Source organism: Alishewanella maricola, assembly GCF_016343785.1.
GTDB lineage: Bacteria > Pseudomonadota > Gammaproteobacteria > Enterobacterales > Alteromonadaceae > Alishewanella > Alishewanella maricola.
Genome location: NZ_JAEINI020000013.1, coordinates 18,557 through 39,484, shown reverse-complemented (window position 1 = coordinate 39,484; position 20,928 = coordinate 18,557). Strand labels below are relative to the sequence as shown.

The window sequence follows — 20,928 nt, the reverse complement described above, 5'->3', positions numbered from 1 at the left end:
ATGGTTGAAGTAAGTATACTTGCCGTATTGGTAGCAGCAGTCAGTAGTTTTGTGCTCGGTGGCTTGTGGTATTCACCCTTACTGTTTGGTAAGGCTTGGCTGAAAGAAAGTGGCGCACCGACAACACCGGGTCACCCCGCTAAAGTATTTGGTATCAGTTTTATCTGCAGTTTGCTGGCAGCTTATGCCTTTGCAGTGTTAATGGGATCGTCTGCAGAGCTGGCCACAGCCTTGCATATGGGTTTATTAGTTGGGGTGTGTTTTGTCGCCACTAGTTTTGGTATTAATTATCAGTTTGTGCAGCGCAGTGGTCGCTTGTGGTTAATTGATGGTGGCTATCATATCTGTCAGTTTCTATTGTACGGTTTAGTGTTTGGCTTGTGGCCATAAGCGGTATCGATAGAGCGACTTACTGACCTAAGACATACCCAAAAAGAACAGGCACCGCGAGGGTGCCTGTTTAGTTGTTTTAAAAGCGAATTATTTCAGATCAAAGCGATCGGCATTCATCACTTTTACCCAGGCGTTAATAAAGTCTTTCACAAACTTTTCCTGGTTATCGTCTTGCGCATACACTTCGGCATAAGCACGTAAAATAGAGTTTGAACCGAAGACTAAATCGACTCGTGTCGCTGTCCATTTTACTGTGCCGGTGTCACGGTCAACAATGTTGTAACTATTGCGGCCCGTTGGTTTCCAGCTGTATTGCATGTCGGTTAAGTTAACAAAGAAATCATTACTTAACACCCCCTCACGGTCAGTAAAGACACCATGTTTGCTGCCAGCATAGTTGGTGCCAAGTACCCGCATACCACCGATTAACGCGGTCATTTCTGGTGCTGTTAAGCCTAATAGCTGCGTTTTATCCAACATCATTTCTTCTGGCTGTACCGCATAATCTTTTTTCAGGTAGTTGCGATAAGCATCATGCAAGGGTTCTAACACCTCAAACGCTTCGATGTCCGTTTGTTGTTGTGTCGCATCGCCACGACCTCCAGCAAAGGGCACGCTAACATTCACGCCTGCCGCTTTGGCGGCTTGTTCAATAGCGGCGGTACCCCCTAACACAACAAGATCAGCGATACTGACGTTTTTAGCAAAATCCGCTTTAATCTTGTCATACACCGCCAAAACTTTTTGTAAACGAGCAGGCTCGTTACCTTCCCAATCTTTTTGAGGCGCCAGACGAATACGCGCGCCATTAGCACCGCCACGGTAATCAGAGCCACGGAATGTACGGGCGCTATCCCAAGCGGTTGCTACTAACTCACCAATAGTTAAACCACTGGCTAAGATTTTTGCTTTTAATGCTGTCACATCAGCATCGGTAAGTTGATAATCGGCAGCGGGGATCGGATCTTGCCAGATTAACTCTTCTGCTGGCACATCTGGGCCAAGGTAACGGCTACGAGGGCCTAAATCACGGTGCGTTAATTTAAACCAGGCCCGAGCGAATACGTCATCAAAATAAGCTGGATCTTTATAAAAACGCTCAGAGATTTTGCGATATTCTGGATCCATTTTTAGTGCCATATCGGCATCGGTCATCATCGGATTACAACGAATTGACGGATCTTCTACATCAACCGGCTTATCTTCTTCTTTAATGCTCACCGGCTCCCATTGACTGGCGCCAGCAGGGCTTTTGGTCAGTTGCCAATCATGCTCTAGCAGTAAATAGAAGTAACCGTTATCCCATTGGGTAGGGTTGGTAGTCCACGCGCCTTCAATACCACTGGTCATGGTATCGCGACCTATGCCACGGGTTTTGTGGTTAACCCAGCCAAAGCCTTGCTCTTCAATCGGCGCGCCTTCTGGTGCTGGGCCCAAATTACTTTCTTTGTTGTTACCGTGCGCTTTACCGACGGTGTGGCCACCTGCCGTTAGAGCAACGGTTTCTTCATCATTCATGGCCATGCGTTGAAAAGTCACGCGCATGTCGTGTGCGGTTTTAAGCGGATCGGATTTACCATCAACCCCTTCAGGATTGACATAAATGAGACCCATCATTACTGCAGCGAGTGGGTTTTCTAAATCTCGCTCACCAGAGTAACGAGTACCTGGGCTACCAGAGGGGGCTAACCATTGTTTTTCTGAGCCCCAGTAGGTGTCTTTTTCTGGATGCCAAATATCTTCGCGGCCACCAGCAAAACCAAATGTTTTAAAACCCATTGATTCATAAGCCATGTTACCGGCTAAGATCATTAAATCGGCCCAAGAGAGTTTATTGCCGTATTTCTTTTTAATGGGCCATAGTAAGCGGCGTGCTTTGTCTAAGTTACCGTTATCAGGCCAGCTGTTTAGTGGCGCAAAACGTTGGTTACCGGTACCGGCACCGCCACGACCATCGGCAATACGGTAGCTACCGGCACTATGCCAAGCCATTCGGATAAATAAACCACCATAATGACCCCAGTCAGCCGGCCACCAAGATTGGCTGTCGGTCATTAAGGCTTTCAGATCGGTTTTAACGGCGTCTAAATCTAAGCTTTTAAAGGCTTCGGCGTAATTAAAGTCAGCACCCAGTGGATTGGTTTTCTGATCATGCTGGTGCAAAATGTCTAAATTAAGAGAGTTTGGCCACCAGGTCATGGTGCTGTTGGCATTGGCCGTATTCGCGCCGTGCGCGATAGGACATTTGCCAGAAGAATTGTTCGTACTCATTGATCACTCCTTGTAGAAGTCGTTGCAAAAACGTTTACGGCTAAGCCGTTTGTAACTGCATTGACTATAGACCTCTAACAAATTTTTTTAAAGTAACTTATTCCGAACAGTCTAATAGCTTTTTTGAATTAGGAAATGAATTGATGGTTAAAATAAATGGCTAAAAGTGGCAGCTTAATGTGGTTGCCACTCAACACCATAATGCGTAAAAATCTCGGCATCGCGGTTATACCAGCGCCGAAACGGTTCAATATCAAAACCGTGTAATTGCGCCAGCCACGCATAACGTATAGCGGTTTTTAATAAATCAGGGTATTGCCAGATCCGGCCATAGGCAACCACAGCGAGCTCAGGTTGCTCGCCCAAAATATCAATGGCTTGCATCACTTTGTGTAAATAACGCAATTCTTCGGTAAACTCGGGAGTAATGCTGCTGTTATCGTGTTTGCTGCTCATTATGCCAGATCCCTTTTTCCTTCAATAAAGCTATATCGGCCAACCAGGGGTAAGGTTTAGCACGAACCGCTACGTGCGCAGTACTTTTTTGCTAAGTGAATAAATTACTTAAAATTTATTATTTTGAAGCGGGTACAAGGCCATACCACAGTCAGCAGCGTTAAAGTTTAATCAGCGCTTGTATTCAGTGTCTGTTGTCACCATTAACAAGCTAGCCTACTTGCTGACTTACCCGAGGAATGTATGACTGTTGCCAGCAAAGGCGTTGCCACACGTGCAGTATTACCGTGGATCGGCCGCTTTTTATTACCCTATCGCGGCCGTGTGGTCGCAGCGATTGTGTTTCTGTTGATTGGCTCTTTAGCCTGGCTCGGTTTAGGGCAGGGCGTGCGACTGATGGTCGACGAAGGTTTTGTCACCGGAAATTTAGCGCGTTTAAATCAACTGACTGCCCTGGTGCTTGGCATCACTTTACTTGCCTCGGTTGCGGTATTTTTACGTTTCTATTTTATGAGCTGGCTGGGTGAGCGCGTCAGTGCCGATATTCGCAATGCGGTGTATCACAATATGCTGAGGCTCTCACCGGCGTTTTACAGTGAAACGCGCACTGGCGAAGTCATTTCCCGTTTTACCGCCGATACCACCTTGTTACAAAGCGTGGTCGGTTCCAGCCTTTCGATGGCACTGCGCTCTGCAGTGACGGCTATCGGCGGTTTAATTATGATGGCCTTTACCAGCTTTAAATTAACTGCCTTGGTATTTATCGCGGTGCCGTTAGTGCTGTTACCTATTTTAGTGTTAGGCAAAAAGGTACGGCAACTGGCGCGAGACAGCCAAGACAAATTAGCCGTTATTGGTGCTCATGTGGATCAAAGTCTGCACGAAATTCATACCGTGCAAGCCTATGGTCACGAAACGCGCGATGAAACCGTGTTTAAAACAAAAATCGAGCAGGTGCTCGCTGCCGCGCGCGGCCGTATTTTTTATCGCGCGTTGTTAATTGGTACGGTGATGCTGCTGAGTATTGGCGCTATCACCATTGTCGGTTATGTCGGCGCTTTAGATGTGGTGAGCGGGAAGGTCAGCCCTGGGCAATTAACTGCCTTCTTGTTTTATGCTGTAATGGTAGCCGGCGGCATGGCGACGATTAGCGAAGTCATTGGTGAGGTACAGCGCGCCGCAGGTGCGGCTGAACGTTTAATTGAATTAGCGGAAATGCCAGTGACGATTAGTGCGCCAGTGCAACCGCTAACGCTTACCGCTCCGGTGCGCGGTGAGCTGCAATTTAAGCAGGTTGCTTTTGCTTACCCGCAAGTCCCTGAACAAACCGTGTTGTCACAACTGGATCTGCACATTCAACCCGGTGAGCGTTTAGCCCTTGTTGGCCCCAGTGGCGCCGGTAAAAGTACTATATTTCAATTGTTACAACGCTTTTATGATGTTACCGCAGGCAGCATAGCGTTAGATGGCCAAGCCATTACACAGCTTGACCCTCAGCAGTTGCGCGCACAATTTGCACTGGTACCGCAAGATGCCGTAATATTTGCCGATTCTGTTGTCGAAAACGTGCGCTATGGTCGGCCAGAGGCCAGCTTGGCTGACGTTAAAGCGGCCTGCCAAGCCGCGCGTGCTGACGAATTTATTCAGCAGTTTAGTGCCGGTTACGAAACACAACTGGGTGAGCGCGGTGTGCGCTTATCGGGTGGTCAAAAACAACGTATTGCCATTGCCCGCGCCATTTTAGCGGATCGGCCGATTTTGTTATTAGACGAAGCCACCAGCGCTTTAGATGCCAGCAGCGAACACGCTGTTAAGCAAGCGTTAGAGCAAGCGATGCAAGGCCGCACCACCTTGATCATTGCCCATCGACTGAGCACGGTACTGACTGCCGACCGCATTTTAGTGTTAGATCAAGGTCGCGTAATTGCCAGCGGTAAGCATGACGAGCTTTTACAAAGTTGTGCGCTGTATCAAGAATTGGCGCAACTGCAATTTTTAACGGAGTAAGTTTTCACCAAAGCTGATAAGTTTGCCAGAGCGCTGGCAGAGTGCGGTGAGCTTCACAAACCCCAATAACAAGCAAAGAGTGCGCAATGTTACTACCTATTCTTGCCATCAGTGTTGGCGCTTCCTGTGGCGCGGTGTTGCGCTGGTTACTTGGCTCAGCGCTGAATCAACATTGGCATGTGTTACCACTGGGTACCTTGACTGCCAATTTACTGGGCGGATTTTTAGTCGGAGTGGCGGTGCCATGGTTGGCGCAACACTCTCACTTAGCGCCAGAGTGGCGCTTATTGATTATCACCGGCTTTTTAGGTGGCTTAACGACATTTTCCACTTTTTCTGCTGAAGTGATTGAAATGCTGCTAGAGCAAAAATACAGCCACGCCGCCGCAACAGCGGCGCTGCACTTAATTGGCGCTTTACTGCTTACTGGCCTGGGCTTTATGCTGGCGCGTTTTTTTATGCCACCTACGGCTGGGGCAGGATAGTTAAACTATCGCTGCCCGCGCTCTGACCATACACTAACCAATCATTATTTAGCACAATGGTGCTACTGCCAAATTGATAACGCCCCGGCAAGGTCGCCAGTACACGATACTCCAAAATGGTTTCTCCTTGCTCGATAGCATTAACCTGTAGCTGTAATTGCTGCTCTTGCTGCCAAAGCGTATTGATGATTTGGCTGCGGCTATCCGTGTAAGTGGCATGCTCTTCAGGTAAGGTTTCTACATCACGGGCCGGTAACAATAATAACCCCGGTAATAGGCGCTCATGAATTGTGAGATCGCGCCGTGACACAGGGCTTTGCACGATAAGTTGTACTCGTAAAATATCGCCTGATAGCACCTCATTTGCCGTAACCCATCGTCCCTGTTGCAACTTTAATAACTGCCGCTTAAGCCCAAGTCCCTGATGTAACGCCTTGATGTGGGTAAGCGGCTGCTCAAATTGCACGCTTAACCAATAATTGGCCGGTAGGCTATGCTGCCAATCGTCACTGTTAGATACAGCGCGAAGTTTAGCCGCAACAGGCTCAGCGGCCGCTTGCGACTTCGCATCATAAAGTGCCAGTGTACAAATAAAATTCGCTTGGGCAGAGCCAAAATGGCCAGCCGCGTGTTGTGCTTCGACAATTCTGCTTTTTAAGCCTTGTAAGCGTGGCAGGTTAACGGGGCTTGCGTATAACACCCAGCAGGCGGTGACGGTATCTAACTGGCTAAAAGACTGATCCTGGTAGCCACTTTGAATAAGGGCCTTTTGCCATTGCTGGTATTGCGGTAGTAAGGCTGCATCCTCGTTTAGTAAATGGCCTAAAGCAACAACCAATTGGGCTTGCAATTTTAAACTGGCCGCATCGCTTGCTTGCCCCACTTGGCTGCGTAAACCTTGCAAGGTTTCAAGCGGTACATGTTGACGCATACTTTGCCACAGTGCCAATAACACCTGCTCGTCCAAAGATAACGGCCGATAGCGCGAAGCTAATTGTTTTTCTGCCTCGGCGATATTACTGGCAGAGAGCAAGTCACCGGTGTTTACCCCCAAGGCGGCAAGGTGCTGTAGCGCCCAGAGCGTATAAAGCTGACTGCTATTATCGGCCTGCTGCGCTTGATAACGACGATAACCACTATCATCACGATAGGCAATTGCCCAGTTTGACAGCGGCACTTGCCCGGCCCAGGTTGGTGCTTTATTAGACAGAGTGTAAGCGATTAACCAATCACTCAGTTGCTCAAACCAATCTGTTGGCGCCTCGGTTTGCTGTGGCATCAAGGCGGCCCAATCAGCTTGCTGGGTAGCGGCACCAAAGGCTTGGGCGCTTTGTACTGTTGCCCCTGCAGGCAGGCTTACTCTTGAGATATTGCTGGTTAGTAAGCGCCGTTGCTGCTGGGCTTTCGCGGCTAAAACCTGCAGCTTATGCTGTTGTAGCAGCCTGGGTACGCCAGGGTTATCTGAGCTGTTGCTTAGCTGCTCCAGGCGCAAGGTGTAGTGGCCGGCGTGACGTTTTGGCAGCGCAATAGCATGTTGTTGCCGCTCTGCTGCGCCAAGTGTAACTGTCCACTGTGCGATAGACACATCATCTAGTAGCAGTCTTAGCTGTTGCTGCTCAGCCTGTTTGTTTGGGTTAAAGAGCATCACGCTGGCATAGCTGTCATCACCTTCGAACGCTTCAACGGGGGCATGTAAGCGGGTTTCGAGATTAGCCTTTACTAAGGTCGAAATAGACTGGCTGTGCTGCTGTTGTGTACTAGCAGCAATGGCCACCAAATGCCAGTTGCCCGGTTTTTTCGGTGTATTCAGGGTTAAACGAAGTGGCTTGTTTGCCATAAGCCTATGTTGTCCTAGCCAAAGGGGAATTTCGGCCTGAGGTAATGCTGGGGGTTCTGAACTTCTCACTGCGCTATCTGCCATAGCGAATTGCATGCCAGCGCTTAGCATACGGGCCGATAATGGCCACTGCGCCATAATGAAGGGTGTTATAAGCTCAGGTTCAAAGACGCTGGCTAAATCAGTAGCATACAAGTAAGACGCTTTAAAACGTGAAACCAGAGCATTAGGATTTAGGTTACCCAGAGCGCCACTGCGGGTGTGATAAAGCAGCGCCTCATCTAACCAAAACAGCATAACCGAAGCGGTGCTCTTGCTTGTGATCTCAATATCGACACTGTTATCTGCCTGTAACGCTGTAGCCGGCGTTAACAGTGACAGCGTAAAAGGTAAGGCGCTGATACTGCCAGCGGCACGGATGTCATGCGTTACGCGCGTTAACTGTTGCTGTTCATCGGCATACTGCAGTGTTAACGACAGTTCGGGCTGCATTGCTGGCGTTAACGCCAGCTGTACGGGGTTATCCCCTGGCGTAAGTCGCAGTGGCATAACCTGTTCAATACCTTGGCTTAGTACAAACAATAACGCTTCACGCGCTATCTCACTTTGAATACTGATATCCAGCGTTGCTGGCCAGCTATTTAAGGTTTCAGGCGCGATAATGAGGGGTTTACTCAGCGCTTTTGTGTTGGGTTTTTGCTCCGTTAAATTGACCTGTTTAATGGCTAATTGGCTGGGTGTGCCGTAGTGTAAATGCAAGTACAGCCATTGCCTTTTGTCTGTTTTTAACTGTGTAGGAACTTCACAATCAAGTGGCAAGCGCGCAGGCTTTGTAATACAGCGTGCGAGCACCGCTGAGGTCGGATCGGCACTTTCACGCCAGAGCGCTTGCGTAACCGGCACGGTATTATCCAAGGTGTTGTGTAAAGTACCCAGCTCAAGCGCCACTAACTTCAACAGGTTAGCCGTGCGCTGATGGCCAATTAAATGGGTACGATTGTAAATAACCATGCTACTACCGCTGCGTTGGCGTTCACCTAAGCTATCGGTGACATCGAAAATATGATGCTGTTGATAGGCCGGGGCACCATGACTGACTGTTATGCCTGCTGGCAGCTGTAATGGGATACTCAGCTGTCCGTTTTCATTGGTTGTGTAAGGCGAGATCACCTTGGCAGGGGTGGGGTAATCACCCTCATCATCAAATCGATACTCTTTGGGAAAGCTACTTTCATAGTGGTAGCGCAGCGGTCGCCAACTGGCCTCATGCTGTAATTCGGTTTGTATTGGTACACCTGTCATTGAGCTTACAGAAAGCGTTAGCGCAGCGCTTTGTTTCGGGGTTACGTACTCGGGGTGGGCGGTATCAAGCCGATACAGCGGTAAACGCAAGGGTTTCACCTCAAAATAGTGGCTTTTAAGCACGCGATCTTGCTTAAGCAGTGATACGTTGTAGCTCCCCGCGTGTTTGATGAGCGCAGCCGGTAAGTGATAGTGATAAAAGGCTTCAGGGTTGGCGTTTATCTTGGCAATCGTAACAAAAGGCGTTGTGGCGCTCTCGCTAAGTGCACTGGTCAGAGGCCAACTTAGGAGCTGCTGACCATGGCGTTTCAGTGTCAGTTGATAATCGCTTAGCGATGCAGGCGCAGCCAAGCCCTCTGCACTTTGCTGGCGTAACAGCAACATGATCTCTGCACTTTGGCCTGGTTGATACACCGGCTGACTACTTGCTAGCCAGACTTGTGGGACAGCTTCCTCTTCATCAAGATACAAGGGGGTAATGGCAATGAAGTTTTGCTGTTGGCTCCAGATCCAACAATGTGCATACTCAGGTGCCGCCAGCCCTTGCGTTAATTGGTGTTTAGGCAGCGCTAAACGCCCGGCTGGATCGGTATGTCCAAGTAATAGCGGTGTGGCTTGGCCCAAACAAAGCCGTGATATCGCTACTTCAGCCTGCGGTTGTTGTTGCCAATTGGTCACTTGTACAACGAGATCACCGGCCTGAAAAATCTGTAGATTAAAGGCCGCCCGTTGCAGCCAGTTTTGCACCGCTTTGCCGGTGTTATCCGCCAGTTGATAAACATACACGCCGCTTTGGGCCAGTGTTTCGCCGCTAAAAAGCGGGCTACGAGCGGCAAAGTGTTCATCGTTTACCGCACTTTGCCAAGGCTGCTGCGTGTTAAAATGCGCGGCAAGCTCGGCGGCAGTTAAAGCCGGAAATAAGGAATGCTCATTGCCATAGCGCTCAACTTTACGTGGTGGTATGCCTTGCCATAGGTTATTAAGCCAAGTTTGAAAAGCCGTTGCACTGGTAAAATGTTGATAATAGAGCGTAAGATCAAAGCTCTGGCTTTGCTGACTGAGGACTTCAGGCACCGCTTTAGGCTTTTCGGCAATGCTGCTGGCTAATGCCTCGTCGGTTTGCGTGATAAAGGCGGTACGTTTTTTGGCATAGTGCTGCTGCCAGGCCTGCTCTGGCCAAGGCAGCATGAGTGCGTTCTGTGCGTCTTGCTTACTCATTTGCCAAAAAGGCGTGGCGGCATTGGTGTTAAACGTCAGGTTAGTGGCTTCTGGAAAAATAGCCGTGAGCTGAAACTGATAGCTGGCCAAAGCACTAAGGTATAAGTGCAGCAGCGTTGCGCCATCAGCCTCGCGACTGATGTTGCCTTCGGCATAAGGCCCTGTGACCCAATGTTCAGCTAAAGGCCCGATACCCTCGTTATGATCAGCAAAAAAGTCTTTTGCAACGGGCTCTGCTAGCAACATGCGCAGTGCCAGTTGCTGTGGTGGACAGTCGGTGTGGCGTGGATCAATGGCGCGATACTGCCGCTCTTCGCTTTGATCTGCGGTATAAGTCATAGCAGTTTGGCTAGGCTCAGCAAGGCAATACCAGCCTAAAAAGCGATTTTGCGTAAACACCTCGCCTTGCCAAATAATCCGCTCTGGCGCATTCGGCTGGCTCACCCCAGCGGGTAAAAACAGCTGATGCTCGCCGGTTTCATCGGTTTCTAAGCTGATTTCTTGATAACGATATTGATTTTCAGGGTAGTAGTGCCCGCCAGTTAAGGCTGTTGGCCTTACCTTACCCGAGGGCAAACGTAATTGAAGTTGTGCTAATTGCGCTTCTGACCAGCGTGGATCTACTTTTAAAAGGTGCGCATGATTAAAACTACTTTGCCTGATAAAAGCGCTCAGCCCTTCCACTTCTAATAAAAACGCTCCCGCGCTAAAGTGTTGAGTGACTGGGCTGGCTAAACGGGCATTTAAGGCCATTAACCTCTCTGTTAGCGTCACGGTAACTTGCTGCTCTGTGGCCACTTGGCTATCACAGGCCAATACGCTCGGCTCTGGGAAATGCCAGCGACAGCTAAGTTCAGGCTGAAATTCAATGGCCTCGGTAAGCTTAGCGAGCGGTAATTGCCCAGGTGTATGCAGCGCTTGGTTAAAGCGGAACTGCACCTGCATTAAACCGGTTTCATTTAACAACAGTGTCTTAAAGTCGAGAAGCGCTAAGCTCGGTTCGACCGATGGCGTATTATCAATGACGCTGGCAGTGTGGCTTGGCCACTTAGTGCAGGACAATAAACTTACGCTTAAGCAAGCTGTTATAAATATTGCGCTAAAGGCGCGTTTTGTATAGGTGGCAGTGGATGTCATTCATCTTCCGTGATTTGCCAAAGTGCATTATGAGGCATTTAAGCATGGTGCAAATGGGCTGTAAATCACCTTTTTAGCGGTGCTAGGGTACCATTTTGCAGGGTACCTCTATCTTTCTCTGTGATTATAAGTAGCCGTGTATTTTCAGGTAATTGTCGTTATGTCGCTTTACGCTACACTGTGCAAATTTACAGTGTGGCGTTATACTGCCTGCTCGTTATGATATTGCATCCATCGTTATTGCCTTTGCAAACAGTTAACTGACTGTTTTAGCAAGTGCAGTCAAGTTTTCAGGAACGAAACAATGACCCTCACCCCCGGCTTTATTGCTGCCCATAGCCATCGCTTAGAAGCCTTAACTGATCTTGTGGTGCAGTTAGTGGCGCAATATCCGATTGCCCCTTTAGAAGAAGAAGTGGTATTGGTGCAATCGAATGGTATTGCCCAGTGGTTAAAACAAGCGCTGGCCAGCCATACCGGTATTGCCACTATGCTGGAGGTGACTTTGCCTGCGCGTCTTGTGTGGCGTGCTTATCGGGCCGTGCTTGGCCAAGCGATCCCCAGGCAATCACCGTTTGATAAAAGCCGTTTACGCTGGCGCTTATTGCGTTTACTACCTGCGTTGATGCAGCAACATACCGAGTTTGCAGCCCTGCAAAGTTATGTAGCAGAAGATGCCGATCAACGTAAGCTATTTCAGTTAAGTGACAAGCTTGCTGATTTATTCGATCAGTATCAAGTGTATCGAGCTGATTGGCTGGACGCTTGGGCTAACGGTCAGGCAACAATTTGGCATCGTGGTAAAGCCGAGCCTTTAGCCGCCGATCAGCAATGGCAAGCTCTGTTGTGGCAAGCCTTGGTGCAAGATATCGGTGCCGAGCAAATTTGTAGTAACCGCGCCACCTTGCATCAGCGCTTTTTGACAGAAGCCGCCAACCTCACCGCCACGGGTCGTAAACCGGCCGCCTTACCGCCGCGCATCGTGGTGTTTGGTATTTCTTCCTTACCACGGCAAACCTTAGAAGTGCTTCACGCCCTTAAAGGGCTATGTCAGGTGGTGCTATGCGTTCATAACCCGTGTAAATACCACTGGGCCGATATTGTGGATGGTCGTGAGCTGTTAAATCAGGCAGCGAAGCCTCGCTTTAAAGAAAAACAGCCCTTAACAGCTGTGGCGCAAGCCGAGTTACATCAATTTGCTCAACCCTTGTTGGCGTCTTGGGGCAAACAGGGGCGTGATTATATTCGTTTACTGGATGAGTTTGATGAAACGCGGGCTAAGGCTGAGCGTTTTGCCGATCTGCATTTTGATTTATTTGATGAAGATGAAAACGACACGCTTTTAACACAATTACAAAGTGATATTTTGAATTTACGGCCTTTAGCAGAAAGTCAGCAAGGGCGGCAGCGCCAAGCAACGGATCAGTCAATACTTTTTCAATCTTGTCATAGCCCTCAGCGTGAAGTGGAAGTGCTGCATGATCAATTACTTGCCGCCTTTGCCGCCGACCCAAGCTTGCAACCGCGCGATATTATGGTGATGGTACCGGATATCAACCATTATGCGCCCTATATTGATGCCGTGTTCGGTCAACTGGCGCGCGAGGATAAGCGCTTTATTCCTTATACCATTGCCGATCAAGGGTTACGGCAGCGTAATCCGATGTTGCAAGCCCTTGAATTGGTTCTCAGTGCGCCACAACAGCGTTTTACCCAAAGCGACGTATTCGACTTACTTTATGTGCCGGCAATTCAACAGCGTTTTGCGATCAACCAAGCGCAGGTAGTGCAACTGCAGCAATGGAGCCAAGCAGCCGGTGCTCGCTGGGGCTTAGATGCGAAGCAGCGCCAAGCCTTGGGTTTAGACTATTCCTTTAATGCTAATAGTTGGCAATTTGCGTTAGATCGTATGTTGTATGGCTATGCCGCTGGCAGCCAAGTTGAGCAACCTTGGCAGCAGATTGAACCCTATGCTGAAGTGGCTGGTATTGCTGCGCAAGCGTTGGGGGCACTTGCCAATATACTGCAGCTATTACAGCATTATTGGCAAGCCTTGGCACAAAGCCAAACACCGGCACAGTGGCATCAATTATTACAAAACTTGCTGGATGAACTGTTTTTAGCCAAGGCCGATGAGGAATATTTACTGCTTGGTCGGTTACGCGATACTCTTGATGAGTGGTTAAGCAGTACCGATGAAGCCGAGTTTCACGGCGATCTGCGTTATAACATCGTGTTGGATGTTTGGTTAAGTGCGGTGGATGAGCCTAATTTACAACAGCGCTTTATGGCCGGCAGTGTCAACTTTGCTACCTTAATGCCGATGCGGGCTATTCCGTTTAAACGTATTTGTTTGCTGGGAATGAATGATCAAGATTACCCACGAACCAGCAGTAAAACCGATTTTGATTTAATGAGTTACTACACGCGGCCCGGTGATCGCTCGCGCCGTGAAGATGACCGCTATTTATTTTTAGAGGCCATGCTCTCGGCGCGTGAGCAATTTTATATCAGCTGGGTTGGGCAAAGTGCGCAAGATAATAGCCATTTGCCGCCTTCGGTATTAGTGGGGCAATTACAAGATCACCTGAACGCGGTATGGGGTGCAGACTGCGCTGCGGCCTTAACGCTTAACCATCGCCTACAACCTTTTGCCAGTAGTTATTTTCAAGCTGAGGCGGATGCCCGCTATTTTAGTTATGCCAAAGAGTGGTTGCCGTTACATCAGGCTAATACAACTGCGGCTGCAGCTACGCTGACACCTTTACCGGCTTATCAAGCTGAAGCGGCGTTTAGTTTAGCTGACTTACGCACCTTACTGCGTGAACCGGCACAAATGTTAGCCCGCAGACGGCTTGGGGTTTATCTTGAGCGTGTTGAGCAAGCCGCCACTGATGTTGAGCAATTCACTGCCGATAATTTAGTGGCTTGGCAACAACGCGATTTGTTGTTACAGCAACTATTGCAAGCCGAAACCAACAGCATGAGCATCGCGCCGACACTGTTGTTACAACAAAGTATTACTCGGCTTAGGCAGCGCGGTCATTTGCCTTATGGCCATGCGGCTGATCCGGTTTTAGCCGACAGCGAGGCGGCAGTACTGACGATATATGAACACTTTTGCAAGTTACGCGATACCAAAAGGCCGCTTAGCGCTGAGCGATTTAGCTTATCTTTCGCGGGTTACCAGTTAGAAGATGAGCTAAACAGCCTGTATCACGTTGCCGATGGGCAGCTGCTGCAAATCGAATTAAACGTGAGTAAAGTCGCTAATTTTAAAGCGCGCAGTTACGAACTGGTTTGGCGTAACGTTATCGTGGCTTATTTAAAGCATCTTTTTGCCAGTGCCGCGTTACCTAATCAGTTACTCAGTACGGTTATTATTGGTGAAGGCAGCATGTTAACCCTGTCACCCATCGCAGCAGATGAGGCGACACGTCAGCTGGCTAATTTATTTAAACTCTTAACCGAGGCGCTGTCTCAGCCATTACCGGTTGCGTTAAGTTTGGCCGAAGCCTGGTGGAAAAAATCAGACAAAGACCAAGAATTGACTGAACAAGACTTAAGCAAATTATATCTAGGTGATGACTTTATTGCTGGTGAACAAAGCAAGTTAGGGTATTTAGCGCGTTTTTACACCGATGCCCAGAGCCTGCTTGCCGCGAACTTCGTCAGTTATTGTCAGCAATTTTACCAGCCGATGTTTGCCTTATTACAACAAGGCACTGCCACGAAACTGGATGCGGCTCAGGATGCAGGAGATGAGGCATGAGCGTCACGTTAAGCAGTCCTTTGCAATTGCCTTTAGCGGGCAGTGCTTTAATTGAAGCCAGTGCCGGTACGGGCAAAACCTTTACCATTGCGGCCTTGTATGTGCGCTTTATTTTGGCGCATATTCCCACACTTTTGGCACCCGCTCGTCGCGCTTTACCTTTATTGCCCGCAGATATTTTGGTGGTGACGTTTACTAAAGCGGCCACAGCTGAGCTCAAAGATCGTATTCGCCAGCGTTTAGTCGAAGCCGCTGTGTTGTTTCGAGACACTGAAACACCGGCTGGCGCCGATCCTTTTTTGGCGGCGCTAAAAGCCGAGTTTGCTGTTGAGCACTGGCCACAATGTGCTTATGCGTTGCAAATGGCCAGCGAAGCGATGGATGAAGCCAGTGTTAAAACGATCCACAGCTGGTGTCAAAATGTGCTGCGCGAGCATGCCTTTAGCAGTGGCAGTTTATTTAGCCAGCAATTAGTCACCGATCTTAGTCAATTGAAGCTAGAAGCCGTTCGTGATTACTGGCGTAACTTTTGTTATCCGTTAACTGCACAGCAATTGCAGGCGGTACATGCTGTGTGTCAAAGCCCAGAAGACTTGTTAGAGCGCATCAACGGTTTATGGGAGCATGCCAAACCAAGCCTGACGCCGCGGGATCTGGCCGAGATGATCAACGCGCAACATCAGCAGTATCAGCAACAGATCTTAGCGGCGCAGCAAGATTGGCAAACGCGCTTACCACGTTATATCGATTGGGTTGATTTGGCTTGCAACAACAAATGGTTGGATAAACCACGCACTTATAACAGTAATAAAGTACGCAAAGATTTTTCGGCATTAAATCAATGGTTAGCCACTGCCGATGAGCAGGTACTGCAAGATTTTCCTGATTTAAAAGACGCGCTACTAAAAAATTACGGTAGCGATTTTCAGAGTAATTACACTGGTCCAGCTTTAGAGGAAGATTTTCCGGCGCAGTTATTGGCTCTGAATAGCTTGTTTAACCAAGGCCCGGATTTAACCTTGAGCTTATTAAGCCATGCCGTTAGTTGGTGTAAAGCGCGGTTTCAACAGCAGCTAGCGCGAGATGCGTTAATGGGTTTTGACGATATTATTGAACAAACGGCGCGCGCGGTCACGTCGGCGAGCGGTTCACAATTAACCGAGGTACTGCGACAGCAATATCCGGTTGCGCTGATAGATGAATTTCAAGATACCGATCCGGCACAGTACAGCATTTTTAATGCGGTGTATCAGTTAGCCAACGATCGGCAAGATCTTGCGGTATTTTTAATCGGCGATCCAAAACAAGCCATATACGCCTTTCGTGGCGCCGATATTTTTACCTATCTGCAAGCTCGACGCGACACGGCGGGGCGTCATTACACCTTAGCAACGAATTTCCGCTCTAGCCAAGCCTTAGTCAGTGCCACCAACGCTATCTTTATGCCAGCAGAGCAGGCCGCTGGCGAAAAAGCTTTTTTGTTTAATAGCGAGCAAGGTAATCAAGTGCCCTTTGTTGAGGTTGCGGCCAAAGGCGTTAAAGCGCAATTACTGATTGATGGTAAGGTACCAAGCCAGGCGTTAACGCTGTGGCAGTGCAGTGCCTCGATGCTAGATAGCAGTATGGATGACAGTAAGCCACTGAGCATTGAACGCTATCGGCAAAGTCAGGCTGAGCACTTTAGTGATTATATCGTGCAGCTGTTATTGCAAGCGGCGGTGAGCAAAACCGGATTTCAGCTGGGCGACGAGCCGTTAGTGCCCTTGCAAAGTAATGATATTGCCATTTTAGTTAGTACCCACAAAGAAGGGCATTTAATGCAACAAGCACTGCGCCAACGTGGGCTGGCCAGTGTCTATTTGTCTGATCGGCAATCGGTGTTTGATACCGAAGTGGCGCGCGATCTGCTAACGGTACTGCACGCCTGTGCTGAGCCTGGCGATCGCCGTGCGCTGTTAGCGGCACTTTATACCGCGTTGTTGCAATTGCCGTTAACTGAACTCGACCGCTTACAGCATGATGACCAATATTGGGATCAGCGGGTCGGGCAATTCTATCAATTTGCCGCCACCTGGCAGCAGCAAGGTGTGCTGGCGATGATCCGTCAGTTATTGCAGCAATTTGCTATTGCCGAGCGTTTATTAGCCGACAGTGCCCGCAACAGCGGTATTGCTGGCGAGCGCTATCTAACCGATCTGCTGCACTTGGCTGAAGTGTTACAACAAGCTGCGGCGAAATTGGATGGGCCCTTGGCATTGATCCGCTTTTTACACGAGCACATTTATCAACGTGACAGTTTGCAGCAAGCGGCTGATGAGCAAATTGTTAGGCTAGAGAGCGATGCTGAGCTGATTCAAATTGTCACGATTCATAAATCAAAAGGCTTAGAATATCCGCTGGTGTTTTTACCTTTTATTAGCAGTTGTAGACCCATTAAAGCCGATGACAAGGTGTTTAATTTTCATGATGAGCACGGTCAGTTACAGCAAGTATTGCAAGCAGACGAGTTGATGCTGGCTCGCGCTGATAAAGAGCGTTTAGGTGAAGATATCCGTAAGCTTTATGTGGCACTGACCCGCGCCAAGCATGCCTGCTGGGTGAGTTTAGCGCCAGTGGGAAGCAGTAACAATCGGGTTTGGCAAAAAACCGCCTGGGCACATTTAGCCGGGTTGGCTAACAACGCCTTACCTGATGAGTTGCTTAAGCAAGCACAGCAGGTGTGGCAACACCCGGCGATTGCTATTACGCCTTTGCCGCAAGCTAGCAGCAACGTGTTCTATCAGGTAGCGCCAAGCTCCGAGCCCGCCGCAGCTGCGCAAGCCCGGCACATGCCAGCCGATCATCGGTTTGATTTATGGTGGGTGGCCAGTTATTCCGCGTTAAAATACGGTGCACTGCGCCAGCCGGACAGTCCGAGTGAGCATAATCTGTTGGATGAGCAAGACGATGCACGGGATGAATTGGCTTATGCCTTAGCGCAAGATACGGCAAGTCGTGCACCGAACCATGATACTGCCGTAAGTAAGCAAGCTTTGGCGCTGAGCCTACACGATTTACCCCGCGGCGCGGGGCCTGGCACCTTTTTACATAACCTATTGCAAGATGCCGCCGATGAAGGTTTTGCTAATGTAGCGTATGACGCTGCTGTTCGCGCCGCTATTTTGGCTCGGCGCTGTCGGCATGGCAGTTGGCTGGCACGGCGGGAGCAGCTTGATAGCTGGCTGATGGCCTATTTGCAATCTCGTTTTACGCTCGCCGATGGCACTCAGCTGTGTTTAGCCGATCTTAAGCACTACAAGGCTGAACCCGAGTTCTGGTTTGCGGTTAATGGTATCAGTACGCTGCAGCTTGATCAGTTGGTCTGTCAGCATGTGCTGCCAGGTTATGCCCGGCCAGGTTTACAAGCGAATTATTTGAATGGCATGCTCAAAGGCTTCATCGATTTAGTGTTTGAGCATAATGGACGTTATTACGTTATAGATTACAAGTCGAATTATTTAGGGCCAGATAACAGTGCTTACACGCCAAGTGCGATGCGCGATAAAATATTAAGTAGTCGTTACGACTTACAATATGTGTTGTACACGCTGGCATTACATAAGCTGCTAAAGGTGCGGTTAAAAGAGCAGTATTGTTATGAGCAGCATATGGGCGGCGTGGCCTATTTATTTTTGCGCGGCCAAACATCTAACGGCTGTGCCGCCTTTACCGATCTGCCACCGGCCTCGCTAATTACGGCGCTGGAGCACTATTTACAGCAAGGTTCACCGCAGGGTGACTCGGCTAAAACCGTTAGTAAGGAGAGCCAAGATGTTGAATAACCTGGTGAGCAATGCCGCCGAGAGCGCCTTACTTAAACAGATCAACAGCCCGCAGTTATTGCAGTTATTGGTGGATTGGCAGCGAGTGGGTTGGTTAACTGCGCTCGATTTAGCCTTTGCTCGTTTTATTCAGCAGCATACGGCGGTTGCAAGCCAAGCCGAGTGTGACACAGCTAACCGCACTGTCACTAACCTGTCTAACAATATCAGTATGCTACTTGCCGCTTTACTTTCGCATCAAGTGGGGCGTGGCCATGTCTGTTTATCGCTTAGGGCGTTATTAGCCGAGCCAGAGCGGTTGTTGAATATCTCTGTGGAGAGTGCCTTATCCGCGCCAACTAGCGCTTCGTTTACGCCGCTTTCAGCGGTGTCCTCTGTATTACTCGCGCCAAGCCTTGGCAACGAGCAGGAAGCTTCATTAGTCACGCCTACAGCGTTATTAGCAGGCTTAACGCTTAGCGATCTGCAGCAGGCCTTAGCGCACAGTGCCGCGGTGCAAGTTTCGAGTGAACAGCAGGAAGCACATCCTTTAGTGCTGGTGGGTGAGACACTCTATCTTTACCGTTATTGGCAATATGAGCGGCAGTTAGCAGCTGATTTACAGCGTTTAATGCAGCCGGTTGCCAAAGCATTACCGCCGGTGGCGCAGCTTAATAGCTGGTTAAGTGAATTATTTGATACACCACAAACCACCGCTGCCATTAACTGGCAGAAACTGGCCTGTGTGAATACACTGCGCAGCCATTTTAGTGTGATCACGGGCGGGCCTGGTACCGGAAAAACCTATACGGTGGTGCGCTTATTAGCTTTATTGCAACGGCTGCATTTGGCAGACTCAGCCGATGCTCAGGTTCGGCCGTTGGTGATTAAATTGGCAGCGCCTACCGGTAAAGCGGCGGCACGTTTAAAAGAGTCGATCCAAGCGGCCACCGAGCAATTACGGCAGTTGCCCGCCAGTTGGCACAGTGCGCTTCAGCAGATTAGCGCCGACAGTTCAACCTTACATAAATTACTTGGGGTGCAAGCCGGTACACGGCAATTTCGTCATCATCGCGCCAAACCTTTAGCCTTAGATGTATTGATTATTGATGAAGCCTCTATGGTGGATATTGAGTTGATGCATGCCACCTTAGCGGCTTTACTGCCCGGTGCGAAATTAGTATTGCTAGGCGATAAGGATCAGCTGGCCTCGGTGGAAGCGGGCGCTATTTTAGGGCAGTTATGTGCTGGCGCTGAGCAGGGCGGTTATAGCCGTGAGACCTTAGCCTTCTTGCAAGGTTTTACTCAAAGTCATTTACCGGAGTTTATGCATGTTGCTGAAGCACCACGGCACCTTCAGCATGTGATCATGTTGCGCGTTAGTCGACGTTTTGATGATAGCAGTGGTATTGGCGCACTGGCTCGTGTTGTTAATGACGGTCGCAGTAACGAGGTGGCGGCATTATTTAAACCGGACAGTGGTTTTACCGATCTGCATTTATTACAGCCAACACAGCCAGATCCAGAAGGTCAGCAAGCGCTGTTAGCGTCTTTGCAGCAACTTTGTCAGCAAGGTTTTGCCGGTTATTTGCAGCAAATTTCAGCTCGGCCTGCGCCTGGCGCGAGTGCTGAGCAGTTTGAGCGGTGGGCACGCTCGGTGCTTAAGGCTTATCAAGGCTTTCAACTGTTAACGCCCGTACGCGATGGCCCTTTTGGTGTCAGCGGTTTAAATGCGTTAGTGCAGCAAAGCCTTAGCTTTGTATCACGTAGCGCCTCGGCACAAGGGCGCCAAGATAGTTGGTATGAAGGGCGGCCGGTGATGATCACGGCGAATGACTACAACTTGAATTTGCGTAATGGCGATATTGGTATCGTGCTGCGTTCCGCCGATACAGAGCAGAAACGGGTGGTGTTTGTGGACAGTGATAATCAGCTTCGTTGGATCTTACCCAGCCGTTTAGCCGAGGTGACGACTGTTTTTGCCATGACGGTGCATAAGTCACAAGGCTCAGAGTTTACGCATACGGTGTTAGTACTGCCGGATCGTGATAACCCGGTGTTAAGCCGTGAACTATTATATACCGGCTTAACCCGCGCTGCTCAGCAACTGACCATAGTGGTGCCGTCATGGCCCGTGCTAACACAAGCGGTGGATCGGCCAACGATCCGGGCAGGGCAATTGCATTTATCTTTTAGCCCATAGCCCATGCCGTTAATATTACGGTCAATCTCCCCCTGATAACGCGGCAT

General features: G+C 49.3%; 9 protein-coding genes. 6 read left to right on the top strand and 3 right to left on the bottom strand.

Features of this window, described 5'->3' with window-relative positions:
* Complete coding sequence (locus JAO78_RS14580) at positions 1 to 390, top strand: DUF1761 domain-containing protein (RefSeq protein ID WP_226752101.1); 390 nt, start codon at positions 1 to 3, stop codon at positions 388 to 390.
* Between the two features lie 90 nt (positions 391 to 480).
* Here JAO78_RS14580 and katG read toward each other — a convergent pair whose 3' ends face one another.
* Together katG and JAO78_RS14570 are read right to left on the bottom strand one after the other, a co-directional pair.
* Positions 481 to 2,664 carry a catalase/peroxidase HPI gene (katG, locus tag JAO78_RS14575; RefSeq protein ID WP_226752100.1) on the bottom strand — a complete coding sequence of 728 codons (2,184 nt, stop codon included), beginning with the start codon at positions 2,662 to 2,664 and terminating at the stop codon, positions 481 to 483.
* A 174-nt stretch (positions 2,665 to 2,838) separates the two neighbouring features.
* A complete protein-coding gene (locus JAO78_RS14570; RefSeq protein ID WP_226752099.1) occupies positions 2,839 to 3,120 on the bottom strand; it encodes a hypothetical protein in 282 nt (93 codons plus the stop codon).
* Between the two features lie 243 nt (positions 3,121 to 3,363).
* On the opposite strand from JAO78_RS14570, the gene JAO78_RS14565 reads away from it, so the two are divergent.
* Both JAO78_RS14565 and crcB read left to right on the top strand, forming a co-directional pair.
* A complete protein-coding gene (locus tag JAO78_RS14565) occupies positions 3,364 to 5,127 on the top strand; it encodes an ABC transporter transmembrane domain-containing protein (protein ID WP_226752098.1) in 1,764 nt (587 codons plus the stop codon).
* An 86-nt stretch (positions 5,128 to 5,213) separates the two neighbouring features.
* Positions 5,214 to 5,612 carry a fluoride efflux transporter CrcB gene (gene crcB, locus JAO78_RS14560; protein WP_226752097.1) on the top strand — a complete coding sequence of 133 codons (399 nt, stop codon included), beginning with the start codon at positions 5,214 to 5,216 and terminating at the stop codon, positions 5,610 to 5,612.
* Here the strand turns inward: crcB and JAO78_RS14555 are convergent.
* Positions 5,593 to 11,106 (bottom strand): alpha-2-macroglobulin family protein, encoded by a 5,514-nt coding sequence (locus tag JAO78_RS14555; RefSeq protein ID WP_226752096.1) that lies wholly within the window; start codon positions 11,104 to 11,106, stop codon positions 5,593 to 5,595. The two genes, crcB and JAO78_RS14555, sit on opposite strands and share 20 nt — an antisense overlap.
* A 304-nt stretch (positions 11,107 to 11,410) precedes the next feature.
* Between JAO78_RS14555 and recC the strand changes: the two genes are divergently transcribed.
* The 3 genes from recC to recD are packed head-to-tail and all read left to right on the top strand — an operon-like array spanning position 11,411 to position 20,881.
* Positions 11,411 to 14,878 (top strand): exodeoxyribonuclease V subunit gamma, encoded by a 3,468-nt coding sequence (recC, locus tag JAO78_RS14550; RefSeq protein ID WP_226752095.1) that lies wholly within the window; start codon positions 11,411 to 11,413, stop codon positions 14,876 to 14,878.
* Positions 14,875 to 18,699, top strand: a complete 3,825-nt coding sequence (gene recB, locus JAO78_RS14545) for an exodeoxyribonuclease V subunit beta (protein WP_226752094.1) — start codon at positions 14,875 to 14,877, stop codon at positions 18,697 to 18,699. Before recC ends, recB begins: the two co-directional genes overlap by 4 nt.
* Positions 18,689 to 20,881 (top strand): exodeoxyribonuclease V subunit alpha, encoded by a 2,193-nt coding sequence (gene recD, locus JAO78_RS14540; RefSeq protein WP_226752093.1) that lies wholly within the window; start codon positions 18,689 to 18,691, stop codon positions 20,879 to 20,881. The genes recB and recD overlap by 11 nt, the downstream gene beginning before the upstream one ends.
* Positions 20,882 to 20,928 lie beyond the last annotated feature (47 nt).

Coding starts and splice junctions, on each gene's coding strand:
- JAO78_RS14555 (WP_226752096.1), bottom strand. CDS start 11,106: ATGACATCCACTGCCACCTATACAAAACGCGCCTTTAGCGCAATATTT.
- katG (WP_226752100.1), bottom strand. CDS start 2,664: ATGAGTACGAACAATTCTTCTGGCAAATGTCCTATCGCGCACGGCGCG.
- recC (WP_226752095.1), top strand. CDS start 11,411: ATGACCCTCACCCCCGGCTTTATTGCTGCCCATAGCCATCGCTTAGAA.
- JAO78_RS14570 (WP_226752099.1), bottom strand. CDS start 3,120: ATGAGCAGCAAACACGATAACAGCAGCATTACTCCCGAGTTTACCGAA.
- JAO78_RS14580 (WP_226752101.1), top strand. CDS start 1: ATGGTTGAAGTAAGTATACTTGCCGTATTGGTAGCAGCAGTCAGTAGT.
- recD (WP_226752093.1), top strand. CDS start 18,689: ATGTTGAATAACCTGGTGAGCAATGCCGCCGAGAGCGCCTTACTTAAA.
- crcB (WP_226752097.1), top strand. CDS start 5,214: ATGTTACTACCTATTCTTGCCATCAGTGTTGGCGCTTCCTGTGGCGCG.
- recB (WP_226752094.1), top strand. CDS start 14,875: ATGAGCGTCACGTTAAGCAGTCCTTTGCAATTGCCTTTAGCGGGCAGT.
- JAO78_RS14565 (WP_226752098.1), top strand. CDS start 3,364: ATGACTGTTGCCAGCAAAGGCGTTGCCACACGTGCAGTATTACCGTGG.